Raw genomic sequence first — 19705 nt, forward strand, 5'->3', positions numbered from 1 at the left:
CGGCCCGCGCGGGGGGTCACGGTTTGCGGGGTACGGGTTGCCTCGCGCGCGTGCTCCATACGAGTGAGGTGCGGGGCCTGGCGGGCCGTGCCAGCCGACTTCCGGGGTGGGGCCATGCTTAGCGTGGCCCGATGATCGAACTGTCGAACTTGTCGGACTCATCTGATTTGTCAGCCCCGCCAGCTCAGCCGGTTCAGTCAACTCAGCCAGCGCTGCCGGACGGGTCGGCCCAGACTACGGCCCGGACCACCCGGACCACCCAGCCACCCCAAGTCGCGCAGGCGGCCCGGACGCCGACTCCGAGCCGGTCGCGCACGGAGGAGTCCCGCACGGAGAAGTCCCGCACGGTGGAGCCCGGGGCGGTGGAGCCCGGGGTGCAGGGGCCATGGCCGGAGCGCCCGGCCTGGCCCGCCCAGGACGACCCGCGGGGAGAGGCGTGGGGAGCCGCGCGCCGCTCGCGCCACCTCGGCGGCGTCCGCCGTATCACCCTCGCGCGCATCCGCGGCCCGCGTGCCGCCGCCGCAGTCGCCGTGCTCGGCGCGTGCGCCCTGCTCCCGCTGGTGACCCAGCCCGCCGCCGCGGCGCCCGCCGCCCAGAAGTCCGCGGTGGCCCCCGGCCGTTCGCGGCCCGCCGACCCCGCGGCCCCCGCGGCCCCCGCGGCCCCCGCGGCATCTACGGTTTCTGCGGTGCCGCTCGCCGATGCGATGTCCGCCGCTGCCGCTCCGGCTGCTGCTCATGCCGCGGCCGCGCCTGCCGTCGCCACGGCCGCCACCACCCACACCACTTCGACGACCGCCGTGGCCCCGCGCGTGGTCACGTTCACCCGGCAGCGCTCGGTCTGGGACGACCTGGCGATGTGCGAGAGCAGCGGCAACTGGCAGATCAACAGCGGCAACGGCTTCTACGGCGGCCTCCAGTTCTGGCAAGCCACCTGGGAGCTGTTCGGCGGCCTGAAGTACGCGCGTCGCGCGGACCTGGCCACGCCCCAGCACCAGATCGACATCGCCGAGGCGGTGCTGCGGGTGCAGGGCTGGAGCGCCTGGCCGGCGTGCTCGCGGCGGATCGGGATGAGCGGCTTCAAGCACATCGTGCACACCGTGCAGCCCGATGAGACCCTGGCGGGCATCGCCCGCTCCTACGACGTGGACGGCGGCTGGCAGCGGCTGTACGAGCTCAACAAGAGCCTGATCGGTTCCGATCCGGACCGGCTGCTGCCGGGAACGGTCCTCACCGTCAACTGACCGCCGGCCATCCGGCGAACCCCTCGACGTGTTCGGGGCCGGCGGGATTCCGCCGGCCCCGCACGCGTGGCCGGGACACCGATCGTATCCGGCCGCGGTTAACTTGTCGGTGTCCGGTAAACCACCGGAAATGACGGTTTTTTTGTGCGGGGACTGTGCGGAACATGTGTGCGCCCGTCACCGTACGCCGTGCGGCTATTGCACCGAATACCGTTGCTGCCATGGGACCGCTACCGAACCCGCCTGACCGGAATCCGGACGACGACCTCGACGCCTATGTCGGCCTCACCGCGGCGGAAGCGGAAGCCCGGGCCCGGGAGCGCGGCTGGACCACGCTCCGCAGCCTGCCGCCCGGGACGGTGGTGACGATGGAGTACGTCCTCGGGCGGCTGAACTTCATCGTGGCCGAGGGCCGTGTACAGCGCTGCTGGCTTGGCTGAGCGGCGGCACCGGGCGGGCCGACTGCCGGTCCACCGGCCGCCGGCGGGAGCCGACCGCGCCGGGCGGAGTGCGCTCGCCGCGCACCGTGGGCGGACGGCTCGGGGTGTGCCCGCCGCCGGGCGCCGTGGCGGTCGGAGCGACCCCGCCGGGCGCGGCGGACGCCGTGGATGTTGCCGAGACGGCCGCCGGCGACACGGACGCCGAGGGAGCCGAGGACGCGGCGACACCCGCGGGCGCGGTGACCGCGGAGGGCCCCACAGGCGTGGCCGAGGCGCCGGACGGCGCGGTGACCTGCGCGGTCGAGCCCACCGTCTCGCGGTCCGGCTCGCCGTCCCCGCTGGGGTGGCCGGGCAGGGCGGGAGCGGCCGGCAGTGCCGTCCCCGGAGCCGTACGCCGTGCGCGCCGGCCTCGGACGCGGTTCCAGCCGCGGGTGATCCAGTCCTCGGCCTTGGCCATGAACGGCTCGAACCACGGCAGTGCCAGCAGGATCAGCAGCCCCGCCGCCCACCCGAGCAGCACATCGCTCACCCAGTGGGTTCCCAGGTAGACGGTGGTCGCGCCGACGCCGAGCGCCAGCAGCGCACTGGCGATCGAACCCCAGCGCCGGGCTCGCGGAGTTGTGGCGAGATAGGCCAGTACGCCCCAGGTCACCACCGCATTGGCGGTATGCCCGGAAGGAAATATATCGCCGCCGGCGAACATCTCCGCGGAGCCGACGGTCGTCGCGTAATGCGGACCGAGCCGGCCGAGGCCGTATTTCACGGCCCCCACGGTGATGTTGAGCAGCAGCAGCGAGGTGCCGAGCACCAGCAGGGGGTGCAGGGTGCGGTGGCGCCAGGCGCGCCAGCCGAGCCAGGCGAGCACCATCACGGCGGTGGGGCCGCGCTGGCCGAGGACGACGAAGTAGTCCAGGAACGCGTGAATCTGGGGCCACTGCTTGTAGGGGCGCCACAGCATGACCTGCCAGTCGAGCGTCACCAGCTTCGAGGTGGTGACCACGCCGACCACGATCGCGACGTAGGAGGCGACGGTGAGGCCGAACAGCCACACGCGTGTTCGACTCATCCGCGGCAGGCCACGGCTCGCCGGTCGCTCCGCCGCGCGGTCGGGCCCGTTATCGGTACGCACTGAAACGACGTTACAGCGTGTGATGGCATGCAACCGCCTCACGACCGGATTTGTAATGACGATGTGATGTGGAGTGCGTCTCACCACCCCTTTGGCGGACGGTGATTGAGGTGAATGCGAGGAGGCCGTGGAGTTTATGTTCGGGTGTTGATACTCACATGCCCATGTTCTTATTCGATACTTATTTCCCTCGAATTTATTCAGGGTTTCCCGCGTGATGGCCGGGCCTGCGCGGGGTGCACGGGCGGGCCGACCGCCGGGCCGGTGCGGGCCGGGCGCCCGGGGTACAGCCGGAACGGAGCGGCGCCGAGGCCGCGCGGCGCCGGCCTTGAGGGTGGCGACGACGACTCCGTTGACGGCGCCGATGACAGCGGTCCGGTGCCGTGGCTGCGCCGGGCGGGTGGCAGGAGCGGGCCGGGCGCGGGCCGGGCGGACGCGGGCGTCCGGCCGGGAGCCGTACCGGTTGCGGTTCTTTCGCGGCCGCTACTCCGTCCGGGGCGGCCCTCACCCTACCGGCGGGCACCGCCGCAGGTCGGGCCGGGCACATCCAGGTCACGTACGCTGGCGTTTCACCCGCCCGGGAGTCACGGAGTCAGCCGTGGAGGTACGCCTATGACGCGGCCGGTCAGCCGCTGGACCATCCTCGTCGTGCTGTGCGCGAGCCTGCTGATCGTCGCGCTGGACGCCACCGTGCTGCACGTGGCGGTCCCCGCGCTCACCGAGGATCTGCGGCCCGGCTCACAGGACCTGCTGTGGATCGTCGACGCGTACCCGCTGATCGCCGCGTCGCTGCTGATCCTCTTCGGCACGCTCGGGGACCGGATCGGCCGCCGCCGGGTGCTGCTGATCGGCTACGCGCTCTTCGGTGCCGCCTCGGCGATGGCCGCCTTCGCGCCCAGTCCGGACATCCTGATCGCCGCTCGTGCGCTGCTCGGCGCCGGCGGTGCGATGATCATGCCCGCCACGCTGTCGATCCTGCGGCAGGTCTTCCCCGACCGGCGCGAGCGGGCGACGGCGATCGGCGTGTGGAGCGCGGTCGCCGCGGTCGGGGCCGCGGTCGGGCCGGTGCTCGGCGGCTTCCTGGTGGAGCACTTCTGGTGGGGCTCGGTCTTCCTGGTCAACATCCCGCTGATGGCCGTGATGCTGCCGCTCGGCCGGGTGCTGCTGCCCGAGTCGCGCGGCTGCGGAGACGGCCCCTGGGACGTGGTGGGCGCGGCGGCGGCCGCCCTGGGCATCCTGGGCGCGGTCTTCGGGGTCAAGCGGTTCGGCGCCGGCGCGGCCCCCGTGGACCCCACGGTCTGGGTGCCGCTGCTGCTCGGCCTGGCCCTGCTGGTGTTCTTCGTCCGGCGCCAGCGCCGCCTCGCCCACCCGCTGATCGACGTGCGGATGTTCGCCCAGGCGGCCTTCTCCACCTCGGTGGGCTGCATCGTGCTGGCCATGCTGGCGCTGGTCGGGCTGGAACTGATCGCGGTGCAGTACCTCCAGCTCGTGCTCGGACTGAGCCCGCTGGACACCGGGCTGCGCCTGCTGCCGCTCACCTTCGCCGCGATGGCCGGCGGGCTGGCGGGCTCGCGGGCGCTGGCCCGCTTCGGGCCGCGCCGGATGGTCGGCGGCGGCTTCCTGCTCACCGCGCTGGCCGTGCTCTCGCTGACCGCGATGGGTCAGCAGGACCGCCCCATGCTGCTCACCGTCGTCTTCGTCGCGCTGGGCTTCGGCCTGGAGGCCACCTTGTTCGGGGCGTACGAGTCGATGCTCAGCCAGGCGCCCGCGCACCGGGCGGGCGGGGCGGCCGCGGTCGGCGAGACCGCGTACCAACTCGGTGCCGGACTGGGCATCGCGCTGCTCGGCAGTGTGATGAACGCCGTCTACGCGCCGCGCGCCCCCGGGATCAGCGCCGCCGACACCACCGCGGCCGACCAGTCCCTGGGCGGTGCGTACGACGTGGCCGACCGGGTCGGCGGCGCCCCGGGGGCGGCGCTGCGACACGCCGCACGGCACTCCTTCGTGCACGGCCTGCATGTGACGCTCGTGGTCAGCGTGGTGCTGCTGCTGTCGGGCGCGTGGGCGGCGAGGCGGCTGCCGCCGGTGATGGAGTGCGGGGTGGGCGAGGAGCGCCTGCCGGGTGCCGAGTCCGTGGCGGAGAACGCCTTCCCTGGCCGTCCTGGCCGTGGCGACGCGGAACCTGCCGCCGATCCCGTGGCGCCTCCCGCCGGGGAACGGCCGTGGCCGGTGCACGCCGAGCACTCCGCCGTACGCTCCTCCTCCGCGCGCCCGGGCGCCGTACGCTCTGGACGGGCGAGGGACTGAGCCGTAACGTCGGCGCCGAGCCGCGATTACCAGTGCTAGTTTTACGGGCCGGAGGTCCACCCATGTCCCCAGCGTCCAGGGCGCCCTTCGACCCGTACGACCCGCTGGGTCTGGACGATCTGCTCACCGCCGAGGACCGCGCGGTGCGGGACAGCGTGCGCGGATGGGCCGCCGACCGGGTGCTGCCCCACGTGGCCGGCTGGTACGAGCGCGGCGAGCTGCCCGAGATCCGCGAACTCGCGCGTGAACTCGGTTCCCTCGGCGCCCTCGGCATGCAGCTGACCGGTTACGGCTGCGCGGGCGCGAGCGCGGTGCAGTACGGCCTGGCCTGCCTGGAGCTGGAGGCCGCCGACTCCGGCATCCGCTCGCTGGTGTCGGTGCAGGGCTCGCTCGCGATGTACGCCATCCACCGCTACGGCTCGGCCGGGCAGAAGGAGCGCTGGCTGCCGTCGATGGCCGCGGGCGAGGTGATCGGCTGCTTCGGGCTGACCGAGCCGGACCACGGCTCCGACCCGGCGGGCATGCGCACCCGGGCGGTCCGGGACGGCTCGGACTGGGTGCTCGACGGCCGCAAGATGTGGATCACCAACGGGTCGGTCGCGGGGGTGGCCGTGGTCTGGGCGGCGACCGAGGAGGGGGTGCGCGGCTTCGTCGTCCCCACCGACACCCCCGGGTTCTCCGCCCCGGAGATCCGTCACAAGTGGAGCCTGCGGGCCTCGGTGACCAGCGAACTGGTGCTGGACGGCGTACGGCTGCCCGCGGACGCGGTACTCCCCGAGGTCACCGGCCTGCGCGGCCCGCTGAGCTGCCTCAACCACGCGCGCTACGGCATCGTGTGGGGCGCGATGGGTGCGGCCCGGGCCAGCTTCGAGGCGGCGCTGGAGTACGCGCGCGGGCGGGAGCAGTTCGGCCGGCCGATCGGCGCCTTCCAGCTCACCCAGGCGAAGCTCGCCGACATGGCGGTCGAACTGCACAAGGGCATCCTGCTCGCCCACCACCTCGGGCAGCGGATGGACGCGGGCACGCTGCGCCCGGAGCAGGTCAGCTTCGGCAAGCTCAACAACGTGCGCGAGGCGATCGAGATCTGCCGCAGCGCGCGCACCATCCTGGGCGCCAACGGCATCTCGCTGGAGTACCCGGTGATGCGGCACGCGACCAACCTGGAGTCCGTGCTCACCTACGAGGGCACGGTGGAGATGCACCAACTCGTACTGGGCAAGGCGCTCACGGGTTTCGATGCCTTCCGCGGGTGAGGCGTTGCCCACGGAAGGCGGTGGCCACCGGTCCCGGCCGGTGTGCGGCCGGAACCGGTCTCAGTTCTGGTTGAAGAAGCCGTCGCCACCGCGGCGGGAGTCGGCGTTCATCACGGAGTAGTCGGCCGGGGTCAGCAGGAACACCCGGGTGGCCACCCGCTCGATGGAGCCGCGCAGACCGAAGGTCAACCCGGCGGCGAAGTCCACGACGCGCTTGGCGTCGGAGGGCTCCATCGCGGTGAGGTTGACGATCACCGGCACGCCGTCTCGGAACAACTCACCGATACCGCGTGCGTCCCGGAAGCCGTCGGGCGTCACCGTGGCGATCCGCCGGCCCTCCCCCTCGGCCGACTCAGTGGCGATCCGAACCCGCGGGTCGGTCACCCACGTGTCGGCGCGCTCCGGGCCCTCGCCGTAGTCGGCGTACTCCTCGTCGTAGTAACCCTCGCCGCCGTTGTCGTCGACGAGGCCAAGCCAGGCACTCGCCCGTCGAACCGAACCCATGGACGCCTCCTCTCTCGCACGCGGTCTGTACCGTCCGCTTAGTCCTATCGTCATCCATGATGAGGGTGATGCGCCAAGGGGATAGGCGCCACGCAGGCGCTTTGTGACGGTACTGGCACACACGATAGTGGCGCACCGTCAAGCAGGGGCAGGCATCGGAGAGCTGACGATGCGATGGGAACGTCCTCCACGATCGGGTGATTTCGGGGGCCGTACGGCCGTACGGAAGCGGGGGACCGCACCGATAACATGACCGCCGGTCGGGTTCTGAAACCTGACCGAAGCTCAAAGTGCAGGTGGCGGTGGGCGCATGGCGGCCGGCGGACCATCCGAGGGGTGGTCGCCGCCCCGTCCCGCCGCACCGCGAGTTCCGGGTCCGACGGGGGAGTGGGAAGCGTGTTCGGAATCATTCGGCCTTGCCGGCATCGGATGTCGGAGGGCATGGCGGCCTCCTGGCTGGCGCATCTGTGTGGTCTGTGCCTCGCCTTGCGCGACGGACACGGGCAGTTCGCCCGTGTCGCTACCAATTACGACGGTCTGATCATCTCTGTGCTGGTCGAGGCGCAGTCCACGCCCACCGCCGACCAGCGACGCACCGCGGGGCCCTGCCCGCTGCGCGGGATGCGTACCGCGCCCGTCGCGAAGGGCGAGGGCGCTCGGCTGGCCGCGGCGGTCTCGCTGGTGCTGGCGTCGGCGAAGGTGCGCGACCATGTCGATGACGGGGACGGCGCGTTCGGCCGCCGCCCCGTCGCTCGCGCGGCCCGCAAGGTCGCCCGCCGCTGGGACCAGGCCGGCGCGCGGACCGGCGGCGACCTCGGCTTCGACACCACGCTGCTGCTCGACGCGGTCGGCCGGCAGGGCGAGGTCGAAGCCGCGGCCGGCCCCGGCAGTTGCGTGCTGGCCGTCACCGAACCCACCGAGACCGCCACCGCCGCGGCCTTCGCCCACACCGCGGTCCTCGCCGGCCGCCCGGGCAACACCGCCCCGCTCCAGGAGGCCGGACGGCTGTTCGGCCGCCTTGCCCACCTGCTCGACGCGGTCGAGGACCTGGCCGAGGATGCCCGAACCGGCGCCTGGAACCCGCTCACCGCCACCGGCACCGATCTCACCGAGGCCCGGCGACTGTGCGACGACGCCCGCCACGGCATCCGGCTCGCCCTCCGTGACGTCGACTTCGCCGACACCGCCTCGGCCAGGCTGGCCCACACCCTGCTCGTCCACGAACTGGAACGCTCCGTGGACCGGCCGTTCGGCGCAGGCAACTGCCCGCACGGCCCGGCGGCGCAGAACGGCAACCCGTACCCCGGGAACCCGTACCCCGGGAACCCGTACCCCGGGGACCCGTACACCGGCAGCCCCTACGCACCGGGTGCGCCGAACCAGCAGCCCTACCCGCCCGGGCAGCCGTGCACCGGGCGGCCCCGGAGGCTTCCCGCCGCCGCCCGAACCGCCGCGCCGCCGCGGCCTGCTCGCCGGTTGCCTGGTCTACACCGGCCTGTGCTGCACCTGCCGACTGTGCTGCACCGACCACGAGGACGCCTGGACCGGCCGGCCGCGCGAGTCCTGGTGCAGTTCCTGCGGGGACTGCGCTGACTGCGGCGACTGCTGCCAGTGCTGCGAATGTGGCGATTGCTGCGATTGCTGCGACTGCGGGTGCGACTGCTGAATCGGGCCGCCGAGGTCAGGGGTGCGCCGGTGGAACCTGGCCCCCGGCACCTGGCAGCCGCTCCGGCCTCGCGCCCCGGACGCCGCCGGCCCCCGCGCCGAGAACCGCCCCGGGCCCGCCGCGGACCACCCGGCCACGCTGTCCTGCTCTTCGTCGATCGATCACATCGCGGTCCACTCCTGTCCTGAATCGCTGCCAGACTGAACGACATGCTGGAAACGTCGGCACGCCTGCTGCGTCTGCTCTCCCTCCTCCAGTCGCGCCGTGACTGGACAGGACCCGAACTCGCCGAGCGCTTGGAGATCACCGCCCGCACGGTCCGGCGCGACGTCGAACGGCTGCGTGCGCTCGGCTACCCCGTCCACGCCACCCCCGGCACAGCAGGTGGCTACCGGCTGGGTGCGGGCGCCGCCCTGCCGCCGCTGCTGCTCGACGACGAGGAGGCCGTCGCGGTGGCGCTGTGTCTGCGGACCGGCGCGGTCGGCGGCGTCGAGGGCATCGAGGAGACCTCGGCGCGGGCGCTGACCAAGCTGGAGCAGGTCCTGCCGTCACGGCTGCGGCACCGCGTGCAGGCGATGCAGGCCGTCACCGTGCGCCCCGCGCCCGCCACGGCGACGGTCCGCCAGGAAGTGCTGACCGCCATCGGTGCCGCCTGCCGGGACCGTGAACAGCTGCGGTTCGACTACCTCGACCACGGCGGCGCCGGCAGCCGCCGCACTGTCGAGCCCTATCGGCTGGTCCATCACGGCCGTCGCTGGTACCTCCTCGCATTCGACACCGACCGGGACGACTGGCGGACTTTCCGCGTGGACCGGATCGAGCCCAAGTCGCCCACCGGCCCGCGGTTCACCCCGCGTGAACTTCCCGACGACGCGGCTTCCTATGTCGCCGAGGGCGTCACCTCCCGTGCCTACCGCTTCCAGGCCAGGGTGGTGCTGCACGCGCCCTTGGAGACCATCGCCGCACTCGCCTGGTCCGGTTTCGGCTCCCTCACGGCACGGGGGCCCGACACCTGCGAACTGACCACCGGATTCGAGTCAAGGGACGCGCTGGCGATGTTCATCGGCATGACCGGGGTGGAGTTCGAGGTGAAGGAGCCGCCCGAACTGGCCTCGCACCTGGCGACGGTGTCCGGCCGGCTGGCCCGCGCGGCGCGACGCGGAGAGCCGGGTGACGGACCCTAGTCCAGGGCGCCGCTCGTGCCGCCCTGCGTGCGGCCCCAGCCGTAGGCACGGTCGGCTCGCAGGCGTATGACCAGCCTCCCGTCGGCCACCATCGCCGCGCGGTACTCCTCCCAGTCCGGATGCTCACCGGCGATCGCTCGATAGATCTCGACCAACTCGTCGACGGTGGCGTCGTGCGGATCGGCGGCCACCGGGGTCAGCTCCGCCTCTCCCTCGGCGACCAGATACGCCCCCAGGTCCGGGGTCGTGACATAGAAGCTCGCCCGCGGATCGCGGCGCAGATTGCGGGTCTTGGCCCGGCTGTCGGTGGCCGAGACACGGATGTACCGGGTCGATTCGTCGTAGATGAACGTCACGTTGGACAACTGGGGCCTGCCGTCCTTCTTGAGGGTGACGAGCACTCCGTTCCGCTGTTCCTTGAGCAGGTCCAGCAGCGGGCTGGTGGCGGGGGCCGGGCTCATGATCGCTCCTGGGTGGGGTGTGGTGCTGACGGATACCGGTCGATTACTGCCTGTGCATGGGAAAACGCACCGTGACCGGTTGTTGTTCCGGCTCGAATGCCGAATCGCACGGATTCACTCTTCCGGGTGGCCGGAGTTTCGCGAGTCCGGCTCCGCCAGCGGAAATGCCATCACGGACGCCCCGATACCGACCGTGCCCGCGGCGTGCGGCGCCTGCGCCGCGTCGTGCAACTCGTCGAACAGCGCGGCCAGTCGCCGCCGGAAGCCGTCCCACACCTCCGGTGCCACCCACAACTCCAGGTCCGACGTGACGCCTTCCGCGTCCGGTGCGCGCCGCGCCGCGCGATCCCGCATGTTGTGGGCGAGCGCCTCCGCGAGCAGCGGGGCGGCCTCGTGCCGCTGGTCGGACAGCGGCGAGGCGTGCACCGCGCGATAACGCCGTTCCCTGCCGCCGCGGTTGGACCGTACCTCGGCGAGTTCGACCAGCCCGACCGCGTCCAGTCGGCGCAGGTGCTGACTGGCCAGAGCGTGCGATACGCCCAGTTCGCGGGCGAGTTCGGCGGCCGACAGCGGCACGTTCCAGACCAGGGAGACCATCCGCAGTCGCAGCGGGTGGGCCAGGGCGCGCAGGAGGGGGTCGGTCGCCGTCATGGGCCCATTACACCGTGCCGTTGGGTGACGCGCCGAGTGTCATGTCGAGCGGGGGCCCTGCCGGGGTGGTGGACTCGGGGGTTGCCCCCGAACTCCCAATCAATATATTGGGAGTCATGACGGTAAGAAGGGTCCTGGGGGACCGCGCCGCGACCACGTGCCTCGGCGGGGTACTGGTCTCCGGATTCGGTGACTCGGCGATGATGCTGGTCGCCGGGATCTGGGTGAAGACGCTGACCGGCTCCGACAGCCTTGCCGCCGCGGTGACCTTCTGCGTGTGGGGGCCCACTCTGGTGGGCCCGGTGCTCGGCACCGTCGCCGACCGGGTGCGCCGACGGTCGCTGCTGATCTGGACGAACGCGGCCCTCGCCGCGCTGCTGCCGGTCCTCCTCGCGGTGCGCACCGGACGGGACGTGTGGCTGCTGTTCGCCGTGTTCACCCTGATCGGGGCCGCCTCGGTCCTGACGGACGCGGCGGAGGCCGGCATCGTCACCGCCGCGATCCCGCCCGATCTGCGCGGCGACTTCAACGGCCTGCGGATGACGGTGAACGAGGCGATGAAACTGCTCGCCCCGCTCGCCGGCGCCGGGCTCTTCCTGCGCTTCGGCGGTGGCTCGGTCGCCGTACTCGACGCGGCCACGTTCGTGCTCGCCGCCCTCGCCTTCGCCGCGCTGCGGGTCCGGGAACAGCCCCCCGCCCCGGCTGCGGGCGGCTGGCGCGAGCAGACCGCGGAGGGCATCCGGCACCTGCGGAGCGACAGGCTGTTGCTGCGGCTGGTGGCCGGCGGCGCCGTCGCGATGTTCCTGTCCGGGGTGAGCAGTGCCGCCATCTACGCGATGACGGATTCGGGACTGCACCGCCCGCCGGCGTTCGTCGCCGTTCTCTACGCGGTGCAGGGCAGCGGTTCGATCGTCGCCGGCGTGGTCTCCGGAGCGGTCATGCGCCGCCTGCCGGAATGCGTCTTCGCCGCCACCGGGCTGATGCTGTTCACTGCGGGTGCCGCCGTGCGGGCCGTACCGTCCCTGCCGGTCTGCATCGTCGGGACCCTGGCCATCGGGGTCGGGCTGCCGTGGGTGATCGTCGCGGCCTTCACCACCGTGCAGCAGCGCACCGGCCCCGAACTGGTCGGGCGGGTGGCAGCCGCGGCGGGCACGGTCGTCTTCGCGCCGACCGCGGTGGCAGCCGCGGTCGGCGCCGGAATGGTCGCCGCCGTCGACTTCCGCGTACAGCTCGTTTCTGTCGGCGTCGCGGGCTGGCTGGCGGCCTGGTTCCTGCTGCTGCGTCGGCCCCGGACCGGCCTGGCGGAGGCGGAGGATGTCCCTGCGCCCGATCCTGATCCCGTGCCTGGTCCTCGTCCCGTTTCCGGGTCCGGCCCCGGGTCCGGCCCCGAGACCGATCCCGAGACCGATCCCGGCCCCGGTTCCGTTCCCGCCGCCGGGCCTGTTCCCGGGGCGTGAGCTCGCGGTCGCCGGGCTCGGTTTCGGGGACTCGCCGCCGGGACGCGTCCGTCCGGCGTCAGCGTCGGGGGGACCTGGCGGCGGACGCGCTCCGGGCGGCGCGGAAACGGTCAGCGGCGTGAGGGCCTGTGCGAGGACCCTCGGCACGTATGTCGACAATCGCCTCGGTGGCTGAGGCGCCCGGCCCTCGCACCTGCCCCGAACGAGCCGAACCGCGGCGCCTTCGACGGAGGCCGGATCGGGCTCCTTCCCCGTCTCCGCCCCGGAACGTCGCCCGTCGACACCTTCGCGCCCCTCGTCACCTATGGGGCGCTGAAAGCCGCTCGACCGGCTCGGCATATTGTGTGGGTATCTGCCGCTCATGGCCTCCGCCCGGTTCGTCGCGCCGAGGGAACGGGCGAGCTGGTCCTGTCGTCTGTCCTGGCTGAGAGCTGGTGGAGTGTGCGCGGTGGCGTCGAACTCGGCCCCGAGTCCCTGACGGTGCTCTCCCCGCCCGCTGAGACCTTCGCGGACGGCTGCGCCGCGGAACTGACCGCGCCCCTGCTCGGGTACCTGGAGTCCGTGTGCGCCTCGGACGACCGGTTGGGCGTGCTGATGCGCCATGCCCTGCTGCCCGGGGGGAAACTGCTGCGCCCGCTGCTCCTGCTGGAGACCGTCGCGGCGCTGGGCGGCGATCCGGGCGCGGCGCTGCCGGCTGCCGCGGCCCTGGAGATGCTGCACGCCGCCACGCTCGTGCACGACGACATCATCGACCAGGACGCGTTGCGGCGTGGCCGCCCCAGCGTGGCCGAGCGGTTCGGCCAGGCGGACGCTCTGGTGGGCGGGGACGCCATGATGTGCGCCGCGCTCGGGCAGGTCCGGGCGCTCAACTCCAGCGGTTACAGCTCGGAGCAGGCCCTCCGGGTGCTGGATGTGATCAGCACGGCCGCTGTCGAGGTCAGCCGGGGCCAGATGATGGAAGCCGATCTGGCCGGGCGCATGGACTGCGCCATGGCGCAGTACCTCCGGATGGTCAGGCTCAAGACCGGCGCCCTGCTCGACGCCGCGACCCGTGCCGCCGCCGTACTCACCGGTGCGAAGGGTCCGCATGCCCGCGCGCTGGCCCGGTTCGCCGACCATCTCGGGGTCGCGTTCCAGATGCAGGACGACCTGCTGCCGTATGCCGACGACGTCCGGGCGGCGGGCAAGCCCGCGCTCAGCGACCTGCGCAACCGGCGTCCGACCCTGCCGGTGCTGATCGCCTTCGGCAATGCGGCTCCCCAGCAGCGTCTGTTGCTGCTGGACTTGTGGCGGCGGCCCGCGGAAGACGCCCAGGACGCCCTGGCTGAACTCCTGGAAGCGGGCGGTGCGCTGCGGGCCGCCCGGGCCACCGCGGCCGACCACCTCGCGGCCGCGCTGGCCGCGCTGGAGGACCTGCCGCCGGGCCCCCACCGCGACCATCTCGCCGCCATGGCCGGACGTCTGGCCGCCCGGCGGTCCTGAACGTGTGATGCGCTCGGGCGGCATCGGTATGCCTTTGCCCCGCCGCCTTCCGTCGACGCTCGCCGGCTCCTTGCTCGCCTGTGCCTCACTGCCCCGGCCCGGTGGCCAGAGTGCCGCCCGCCCGGTCCCCGTGACGCCCCGCCCCTGCCGCCACGGGCAACCGGCGGCCCTCCAGCAGTCCGTGGGCCGCCGCCCTTGCGTCCGAGGCGGTCCGTCCGCCGAGTTGCGCCAGTCCCAGGGCAGTCCGGATTCCGCGGTGAGTCGCTCCGCCTCCCAGCGCGAGCGGTAGCGGCAGGTCCCGTCCTCCACCGTCGCCGAGGAGCCGCCCGTAGGACGTCGTGAGCAGCAAGGGGCGAAGTGCGGGTGGTACGGGCAGGGGCCGTCTGCCGGCCGGGCTCGCCGGTACGCCGCCTACGGAGAGGGTCGGCATTCCCCTGAGAACCGAACGCACAGACGATTCGCGCGGCCCTATGGTCAGGACCTTCTCAACTCCCTCGTCGCCATGGGTGCTTGCTGGGTGGCGGCCGAGTCTGATCGGCGCGGCATTTTTTACTCACGCGTAGCTAGTCAGCGGCTTTCTACTCATGCGTAACTTGTCACGAGTCCAGCAAAGTGATCCGGATCACACGCTGTTGGGTGTCGTTGTCGTGCCCACCTTCCCTGACCTGTGAGGAGATCACATGAGGCTGCCCTGGAGACGGCTTCTGGCCGTGTTCGCGCTGACGACCGTGATGGCGGTCGCGCCCACCGCTGTCGCCTCCGCGTCCGCCGGCTCCGCGCCGACCAGCGGTTGGAACAACTACTCCTGCCGACCTTCCGCCCAGCATCCCCGCCCCGTCGTCCTGGTGCACGGCACCTTTGCCAACGGCACGGACAACTGGCTGGTCTTCGCCCCCTATCTGGTGGCGCGCGGCTACTGCGTCTTCTCCTTCGACTACGGCATGCTCCCCGGTGAGAACCTGATCGGCGGGCTGGGTCCGATCGCCGACTCGGCGCAGCAGCTCTCCGACTTCACCGATCGGGTGCTGTCGGCCACCCACGCCGCCAAGGTCGACATCGTCGGCCACTCGCAGGGCGGCATGATGCCGCGCTACTACCTGAAGTTCCTCGGCGGCGCGGCCAAGGTGAACGCCCTGGTCGCCCTCGCTCCCGACAACCACGGGACCACGCTTGACGGGCTGACCGCGCTGCTTCCGTACTTCCCCGGTGCGGCTGACTTTCTCCAGGCCGATCTCCCTGGTCTCGCCGACCAGGTGGCCGGATCGGACTTCCAGCGCACGCTGAACGCCGGCGGCGACACCGTGCCCGGCGTGCACTACACCGTGATCTCCACCATCTACGACGAGGTCGTCACGCCGTACACGACGCAGGCGCTGTCCGGTCCGAACGTCCGCAACGTGGTGCTTCAGAACCTCTGTCCGGTCGACGTCTCCGAGCATGTCGCCATCGGTCTGACCGACCGCATCGCGTTCCACGAGGCGGCGAACGCGCTCGATCCCGCGCACGCGACCCCGACGACCTGCCTGTCGGCGTTCAGTTAGCCCAGGGTGGGGATATCCGCGAGCCGTCGGCCAGTGAAGCCTGCAATCCGATGCTCGTGGTCACCCAGAGAGCGGCCGGCTCCTCCGCGGGATTGGCGATCCCCAACGAGGAGCCGGGCGGGGCGACGGCGGCGTCGCCGGCCGTGAGGGTCCGGGTCTCCCCGTCGATGGTCAGTTGCAGAGAACCGGACAGGACGAGGAAGACCTCCTCGCGTGAGATCCGGTGCGCCGGTGCGGAGGAAGCGGCCGGCAGTTCGCAGCGCCAAGCGCACAACTCCTCGCTGCCGCGGGCGGGCGACGCGTACGAGACGAAGCGGGCACCGTGCAACTCGTGGACCGCGGCGTCTGCGGCAGGGATGAAAGACATGACGAACCTCCTCCGGGCGCAGGCCCGGCGTCGCTGGATGAGCAAGGAGCTTGCGCAACTTCCTTGCCTATATGCTCAAGGAGCTTGCGTTCTGTGTCAAGGTGATTTCGTGAAGGACTCCGATGCAATGAGCCTGACCGCCGCGCTGCTCGTCGCCGCGGGGTCGCTCGTCCAGGACATGCACAACGGCGTGGTGGCGAGAGGTTTCACCGACCTGCGCCCGACCCACGGCTTCGTCTTCGCTCGACTCGCCCCGGCCGGTGCGACGGTCACCGAGGTCGCCGAGCACCTCGGGTTCACCCGTCAGGCCGCCAGTCAGATCGTGGACGAGCTGGAGCAGAAGGGGTACGTGGAACGGCGTCCGCACCCGGACGACGCCCGTGCCCGGCTCGTCCTGCTCACCGCCCGCGGCCGGCGCTGCACCGAGGCCGCCGAAGCGGCCGCCGCCGAAGCCGTGTTGCCCTGGGAAGAGCTCCTCGGCGAACGCCGGCTGCTCACACTGCGGGACGAACTGGTACGCCTCGCGCCCACCGGACCGATCCGCCCCACGTGGTGATGCCCGTTCGGCGCAGCCGCCGGAGATGTCGGTGGTGGGTGGGAGGCTCCTCCCATGAGCATCGATGCAGACGCGCGACAGTACTGGGACGCCGCCGCCGACCACTTCGACGACGAGCCCGATCACGGCCTGCGCGACCCGGATGTCCGCTCGGCATGGGCGACGCGGCTGCGGTCCTGGCTCCCCGCGACGCCGTCCGACGTGCTCGACCTCGGCTGCGGCACCGGAAGCCTCGCGCGACTCGCGGCCGCCGACGGGCACCGGGTCACCGCGGTGGACCGGTCGGAGCGGATGGTCGCGCTCGCCCGCGCGAAACTCTCCGGCACGGACGCGCGGGTGGTCGTCGGTGACGCGAGCCACCCGCCGGTAGGGGGCGGTGACTTCGACGTCGTCCTCGTCCGCCATGTGCTGTGGGCCCTGCCGGACCCGGGCGCCGTCCTGCGGCGGTGGGCCGACCTGCTGCGACCCGGCGGGCGGCTGGTCCTCGTCGAGGGCCGGTGGGGGACACCCCCGGCCGGTATCTCCGCCGGCATCCTCGCCGAACTCGCCGCGCCGCTCGGCGGATCGACCCAGGTCGAGCAGCTCGGACACGACACGGCGCTGTGGGGGCAGGAGGTCTGCGACGAGCGGTACGTGGCGGTGGTCCGGCCCGCGCCCCGAGCCTCCCGCCGGCACACCGAGGTCGTCGACGTCCATCTGCTCCTGCTGCGCGGCGAGGACGTGCTGCTCGCCCGCCGGGACGGCACCGGCTACGCGGACGGCCTGCTGCACGCGCCGTCCGGGCACCTCGAGGACGGCGAGGACGTCAGGGCCGGGATGATCCGTGAGGCCCGCGAGGAGATCGGGCTCGAGTTGGCCGCCGGCGAACTGGACGTCGCGATGGTGATGCAGCACCGGGCGCCTGACGGACGGGCCAGGATCGGCTGGTTCTTCGTCGCGCACCACACGACCGGCGACCCCGAGCCGGTCAACCGCGAACCGGACAAGTGCTCGGAGCTCGGCTGGTATCCGCTGGACGCGCTGCCCGACGACATGGTCGCCTACTGCCGCGCGGCGATCGACGGTTATCGAGCCGGACACCGCTTCCTGCTCCACCTGCACGAGAGCGGGGACACCATCGCCTACGCCCCCGACGGCCCGGCCCGGGCGGTGCCGCTGCCAACCGCCGCTGTGCCAGTATCCGGCGTATGAGCCTGAAGATCACGATCGATCCGGACGCGACCACCGCCCCGTACGAGCAGGTGCGCGGTCAGATCGCCGAGGAGGCCCGTGCGGGGGTCCTCCCGGTCAACTACAAGCTGCCCACCGTGCGGGGGCTGGCCGAGCAGTTGGGGCTTGCGGCGAACACCGTCGCGAAGGCGTACCGCGCGCTGGAAGCGGACGGGGTGATCGAGACCCGGGGCCGCCACGGCACGTACATCGCGGCGGGCGACGCCAGGACCCGCGAGGTGGCGGACGCCGCGACCGCTTACGCGCAACGGGTCCGCCGCCTCGGCCTGGACCGCGACGCCGCCCGCGCTGCGATGGAGGAGGCGCTGCGCGCGGAGTACGGCGAGTAGGGCCGTCGTCAGAGGTAGAGGCCGCCTTCCACCTGGGGTGGCACGGTGAGGGTCGGCGAGGCGCCGCGGCGCAGGGCGTACAACTCGGCGAGGCTGGCCCCCTCGCGGCCGATGCCCTCGCTGGTGCCGAGCCACCGCACCGCCTCGTCCCGGTTCAGCGGGCCGACCTCGATGCGGGCAAGGCAGCGGCCGGGCCGCACGACCGCCGGGTGCAGGCGCTCCAGGTCCTCGTTGGTGGTGATGCCGACCAGGACGTTGCGGCCCTGGCCGAGCAGCCCGTCAGTGAGATTGAGCAGTCGCGACAGTGCCTGGCCGGTCTCGTGCTTGGCCTGGCCGCGGATCAACTCGTCGCAGTCCTCCAGCAGGAGCAGTCGCCAGCGGCCGCCCTCGCTGTCGTCCTCGCCGATGGCGATGTCCATCAGGTAGCCCACGTCGGTGAAGAGCCGCTCGGGGTCCAGGACGCAGTCCACCTGGCACCAGTCGCGCCATGAGCGTGCCAGGGTGCGCAGGGCGGACGTCTTGCCGGTGCCGGGCGGCCCGTGGAGCAGGAGCAGCCGCCCGGTGACGTCGTCGGCGGTCATCTTCATGAGGCCGTCCATGGCGTCGGCGACCGGCGCCGAGTAGTTGCCGCGCAGCTCGTCCCAGGTGCCGGCGGAGATGTTCCGGGTGGTGCGGTGCGGGCCCCGCCGGGGGGAGACGTACCAGAAGCCCATGGTGATGTTGTTCGACTGCGGCTCCGGTTCGTCCTCCGCGTCGTCGACCGCCGACTTCAGCACTCGCTCGGCGAGTTCGTCGGAGATCGCCGTCACCGTGACGTCTGCGCCCCGGTTCCAGCGTGAGACCAGGACCGTCCAGCCGTCTCCCTCGGCCAGGAGGGCGCTGCGGTCCTTGTCGCGAGCCTGCCGCAGCACGGACGCGTCCGGCGGCAGCAGGGTGAGCCCCGGCTTGACGCTCTCCAGCGAGCTGCTGCGGGCGAACGGCTGCTGCCCGGAGGTGAAACGCCCCAGGAACAAGGCGTCGACGACGTCGGACGGCGAGTCGCTGTCGTCCAGCCGCAGATGGACGGGCAGGGACTGGAACGGATCGGCCGTCGCGGCGGCCTTCCCGTCCGTGGCGGGGGAGGTGGGCGGCACGTGCCTCCTCGGTGGGCGGGATGTGGCGGACATGCGGCCCATGATCCGGCACGGCGGGGCAATCGCCCAGCGCTTTTCGGTCCGAGTCGGACTTCCGTACAGATGTCCAAACCCCTCGAAAGGGTTGATTTGCCGCACAACTGTCCGGGGATGAATCCAGTGAGGTCGACAGGAGGTCGGGCAGCGGCTCCACGTTCGCCGACGTGCAGAGCGCCTTCGCCGGTCACGAACCGTGTCTCCGGTGTCGCCCTGGCCGAAGAGCGTGGCGCTTCCGACAGGTGTGACCTGCCACCCGGCCGCGGCGGGCGGTCGGACGGTTATCTGCGGGATTTCCGTGCACGGGCACGTTGCGGCGCTGTCCCCCGCACGCCCGTTCCCGTGCCAACGCCCTTGAACGGAAGGTGAATCGGGCGACGGAGGTGGGCGGGGGATGCGCACGTGACGTGACGGGGCGATAGGGTTAGCCTGCCCGTGCTGGGTACCCTCGACAGGGTGGGGAGAGTCATGGAACAGATAGCGATGCACGGCAGGCCCAGAGTGCCTGCCATCAACTGCGGTACTACGGCGTCCAGTGCGCGCCTGGACCGGCATCTCTCGATACTGGCCGGCCCTGCCGTGCCACAGCGCGAGACCGAGGAAGCCACCGTGCTGTTGCGGGAGTTGACCTCGCGCGACACCGTGCACACCAAGACCAACAGGGGTGCCCGGGTGTCCCTCTTCGCGCCGTTGCGCCGACTGCGGAGGTCGCTCTTCGGCAACCGTCGGTGAATCACG

At 72.1% G+C, this 19705-nt stretch carries 18 protein-coding genes and 1 pseudogene; 13 read left to right on the top strand and 6 right to left on the bottom strand.

Features of this window, described 5'->3' with window-relative positions:
• Window positions 1-374 precede the first annotated feature (374 nt).
• Both OG896_RS31730 and OG896_RS31735 read left to right on the top strand, forming a co-directional pair.
• Complete coding sequence (locus OG896_RS31730) at window positions 375-1241, top strand: LysM peptidoglycan-binding domain-containing protein (RefSeq protein ID WP_329370826.1); 867 nt, start codon at window positions 375-377, stop codon at window positions 1239-1241.
• A 221-nt stretch (window positions 1242-1462) separates the two neighbouring features.
• On the top strand, window positions 1463-1681 hold the full coding sequence (locus OG896_RS31735) for an I78 family peptidase inhibitor (protein ID WP_328462471.1): 219 nt from the start codon (window positions 1463-1465) through the stop codon (window positions 1679-1681).
• Here the strand turns inward: OG896_RS31735 and OG896_RS31740 are convergent.
• Window positions 1638-2747, bottom strand: a complete 1110-nt coding sequence (locus OG896_RS31740) for a phosphatase PAP2 family protein (protein WP_443057183.1) — start codon at window positions 2745-2747, stop codon at window positions 1638-1640. The two genes, OG896_RS31735 and OG896_RS31740, sit on opposite strands and share 44 nt — an antisense overlap.
• A gap of 675 nt (window positions 2748-3422) precedes the next feature.
• Between OG896_RS31740 and OG896_RS31745 the strand changes: the two genes are divergently transcribed.
• The gene (locus tag OG896_RS31745) at window positions 3423-5117 is read left to right on the top strand and encodes an MFS transporter (RefSeq protein WP_329370831.1); all 1695 of its coding nucleotides are present in this window, start codon (window positions 3423-3425) and stop codon (window positions 5115-5117) included.
• 62 nt (window positions 5118-5179) lie between these two features.
• The gene (locus OG896_RS31750) at window positions 5180-6370 is read left to right on the top strand and encodes an acyl-CoA dehydrogenase family protein (RefSeq protein ID WP_329370833.1); all 1191 of its coding nucleotides are present in this window, start codon (window positions 5180-5182) and stop codon (window positions 6368-6370) included.
• Between the two features lie 60 nt (window positions 6371-6430).
• On the opposite strand, the gene OG896_RS31755 is transcribed toward OG896_RS31750, so the two are convergent.
• Window positions 6431-6874, bottom strand: coding sequence for a cell division protein SepF (locus OG896_RS31755; protein WP_328462463.1), 444 nt, complete (start codon window positions 6872-6874; stop codon window positions 6431-6433).
• 396 nt (window positions 6875-7270) lie between these two features.
• Here OG896_RS31755 and OG896_RS31760 point away from each other — a divergent pair.
• Both OG896_RS31760 and OG896_RS31765 read left to right on the top strand, forming a co-directional pair.
• A pseudogene (locus OG896_RS31760) lies at window positions 7271-8540 on the top strand (DUF5685 family protein).
• A 209-nt stretch (window positions 8541-8749) separates the two neighbouring features.
• Window positions 8750-9724, top strand: coding sequence for a helix-turn-helix transcriptional regulator (locus tag OG896_RS31765; RefSeq protein ID WP_329370835.1), 975 nt, complete (start codon window positions 8750-8752; stop codon window positions 9722-9724).
• Here OG896_RS31765 and OG896_RS31770 read toward each other — a convergent pair.
• Window positions 9721-10185 carry a PPOX class F420-dependent oxidoreductase gene (locus OG896_RS31770; RefSeq protein WP_328462457.1) on the bottom strand — a complete coding sequence of 155 codons (465 nt, stop codon included), beginning with the start codon at window positions 10183-10185 and terminating at the stop codon, window positions 9721-9723. The genes OG896_RS31765 and OG896_RS31770 overlap by 4 nt on opposite strands.
• 114 nt (window positions 10186-10299) lie before the next feature.
• Complete coding sequence (locus OG896_RS31775; protein ID WP_328462455.1) at window positions 10300-10836, bottom strand: ArsR/SmtB family transcription factor; 537 nt, start codon at window positions 10834-10836, stop codon at window positions 10300-10302.
• Window positions 10837-10952: 116 nt separating this feature from the next.
• On the opposite strand from OG896_RS31775, the gene OG896_RS31780 reads away from it, so the two are divergent.
• The 3 genes from OG896_RS31780 (at window position 10953) to OG896_RS31790 (ending at window position 15316) form a co-directional block, all read left to right on the top strand.
• Window positions 10953-12293 carry an MFS transporter gene (locus OG896_RS31780; RefSeq protein ID WP_329370838.1) on the top strand — a complete coding sequence of 447 codons (1341 nt, stop codon included), beginning with the start codon at window positions 10953-10955 and terminating at the stop codon, window positions 12291-12293.
• A gap of 441 nt (window positions 12294-12734) precedes the next feature.
• On the top strand, window positions 12735-13775 hold the full coding sequence (locus tag OG896_RS31785) for a polyprenyl synthetase family protein (protein WP_329370840.1): 1041 nt from the start codon (window positions 12735-12737) through the stop codon (window positions 13773-13775).
• Between the two features lie 680 nt (window positions 13776-14455).
• Entirely contained in the window at window positions 14456-15316 is an 861-nt protein-coding gene (locus OG896_RS31790; protein ID WP_443057184.1) for an esterase/lipase family protein, read from the top strand.
• On the opposite strand, the gene OG896_RS31795 is transcribed toward OG896_RS31790, so the two are convergent.
• Window positions 15309-15683: a cupin domain-containing protein gene (locus tag OG896_RS31795; RefSeq protein WP_328462449.1), complete on the bottom strand. Its 375-nt coding sequence runs from the start codon at window positions 15681-15683 to the stop codon at window positions 15309-15311. The genes OG896_RS31790 and OG896_RS31795 overlap by 8 nt on opposite strands.
• A gap of 109 nt (window positions 15684-15792) precedes the next feature.
• Between OG896_RS31795 and OG896_RS31800 the strand changes: the two genes are divergently transcribed.
• From OG896_RS31800 to OG896_RS31810, 3 genes are read left to right on the top strand one after another with little or no spacing between them, the layout of a single operon-like run.
• Complete coding sequence (locus OG896_RS31800) at window positions 15793-16239, top strand: MarR family winged helix-turn-helix transcriptional regulator (protein WP_329370843.1); 447 nt, start codon at window positions 15793-15795, stop codon at window positions 16237-16239.
• A gap of 54 nt (window positions 16240-16293) precedes the next feature.
• Entirely contained in the window at window positions 16294-17430 is a 1137-nt protein-coding gene (locus tag OG896_RS31805) for a methyltransferase domain-containing protein (protein ID WP_329370845.1), read from the top strand.
• A complete protein-coding gene (locus OG896_RS31810) occupies window positions 17427-17798 on the top strand; it encodes a GntR family transcriptional regulator (RefSeq protein ID WP_328462445.1) in 372 nt (123 codons plus the stop codon). Before OG896_RS31805 ends, OG896_RS31810 begins: the two co-directional genes overlap by 4 nt.
• Before the next feature lie 8 nt (window positions 17799-17806).
• Here the strand turns inward: OG896_RS31810 and OG896_RS31815 are convergent, their stop codons facing one another.
• Window positions 17807-18973, bottom strand: a complete 1167-nt coding sequence (locus OG896_RS31815; protein WP_443057185.1) for a DUF5925 domain-containing protein — start codon at window positions 18971-18973, stop codon at window positions 17807-17809.
• A 462-nt stretch (window positions 18974-19435) separates the two neighbouring features.
• Between OG896_RS31815 and OG896_RS31820 the strand changes: the two genes are divergently transcribed.
• The gene (locus OG896_RS31820; RefSeq protein WP_328462442.1) at window positions 19436-19699 is read left to right on the top strand and encodes a hypothetical protein; all 264 of its coding nucleotides are present in this window, start codon (window positions 19436-19438) and stop codon (window positions 19697-19699) included.
• Window positions 19700-19705 lie beyond the last annotated feature (6 nt).

The organism is Streptomyces sp. NBC_00669 (assembly GCF_036226785.1).
Taxonomy (GTDB): Bacteria; Actinomycetota; Actinomycetes; order Streptomycetales; family Streptomycetaceae; genus Actinacidiphila.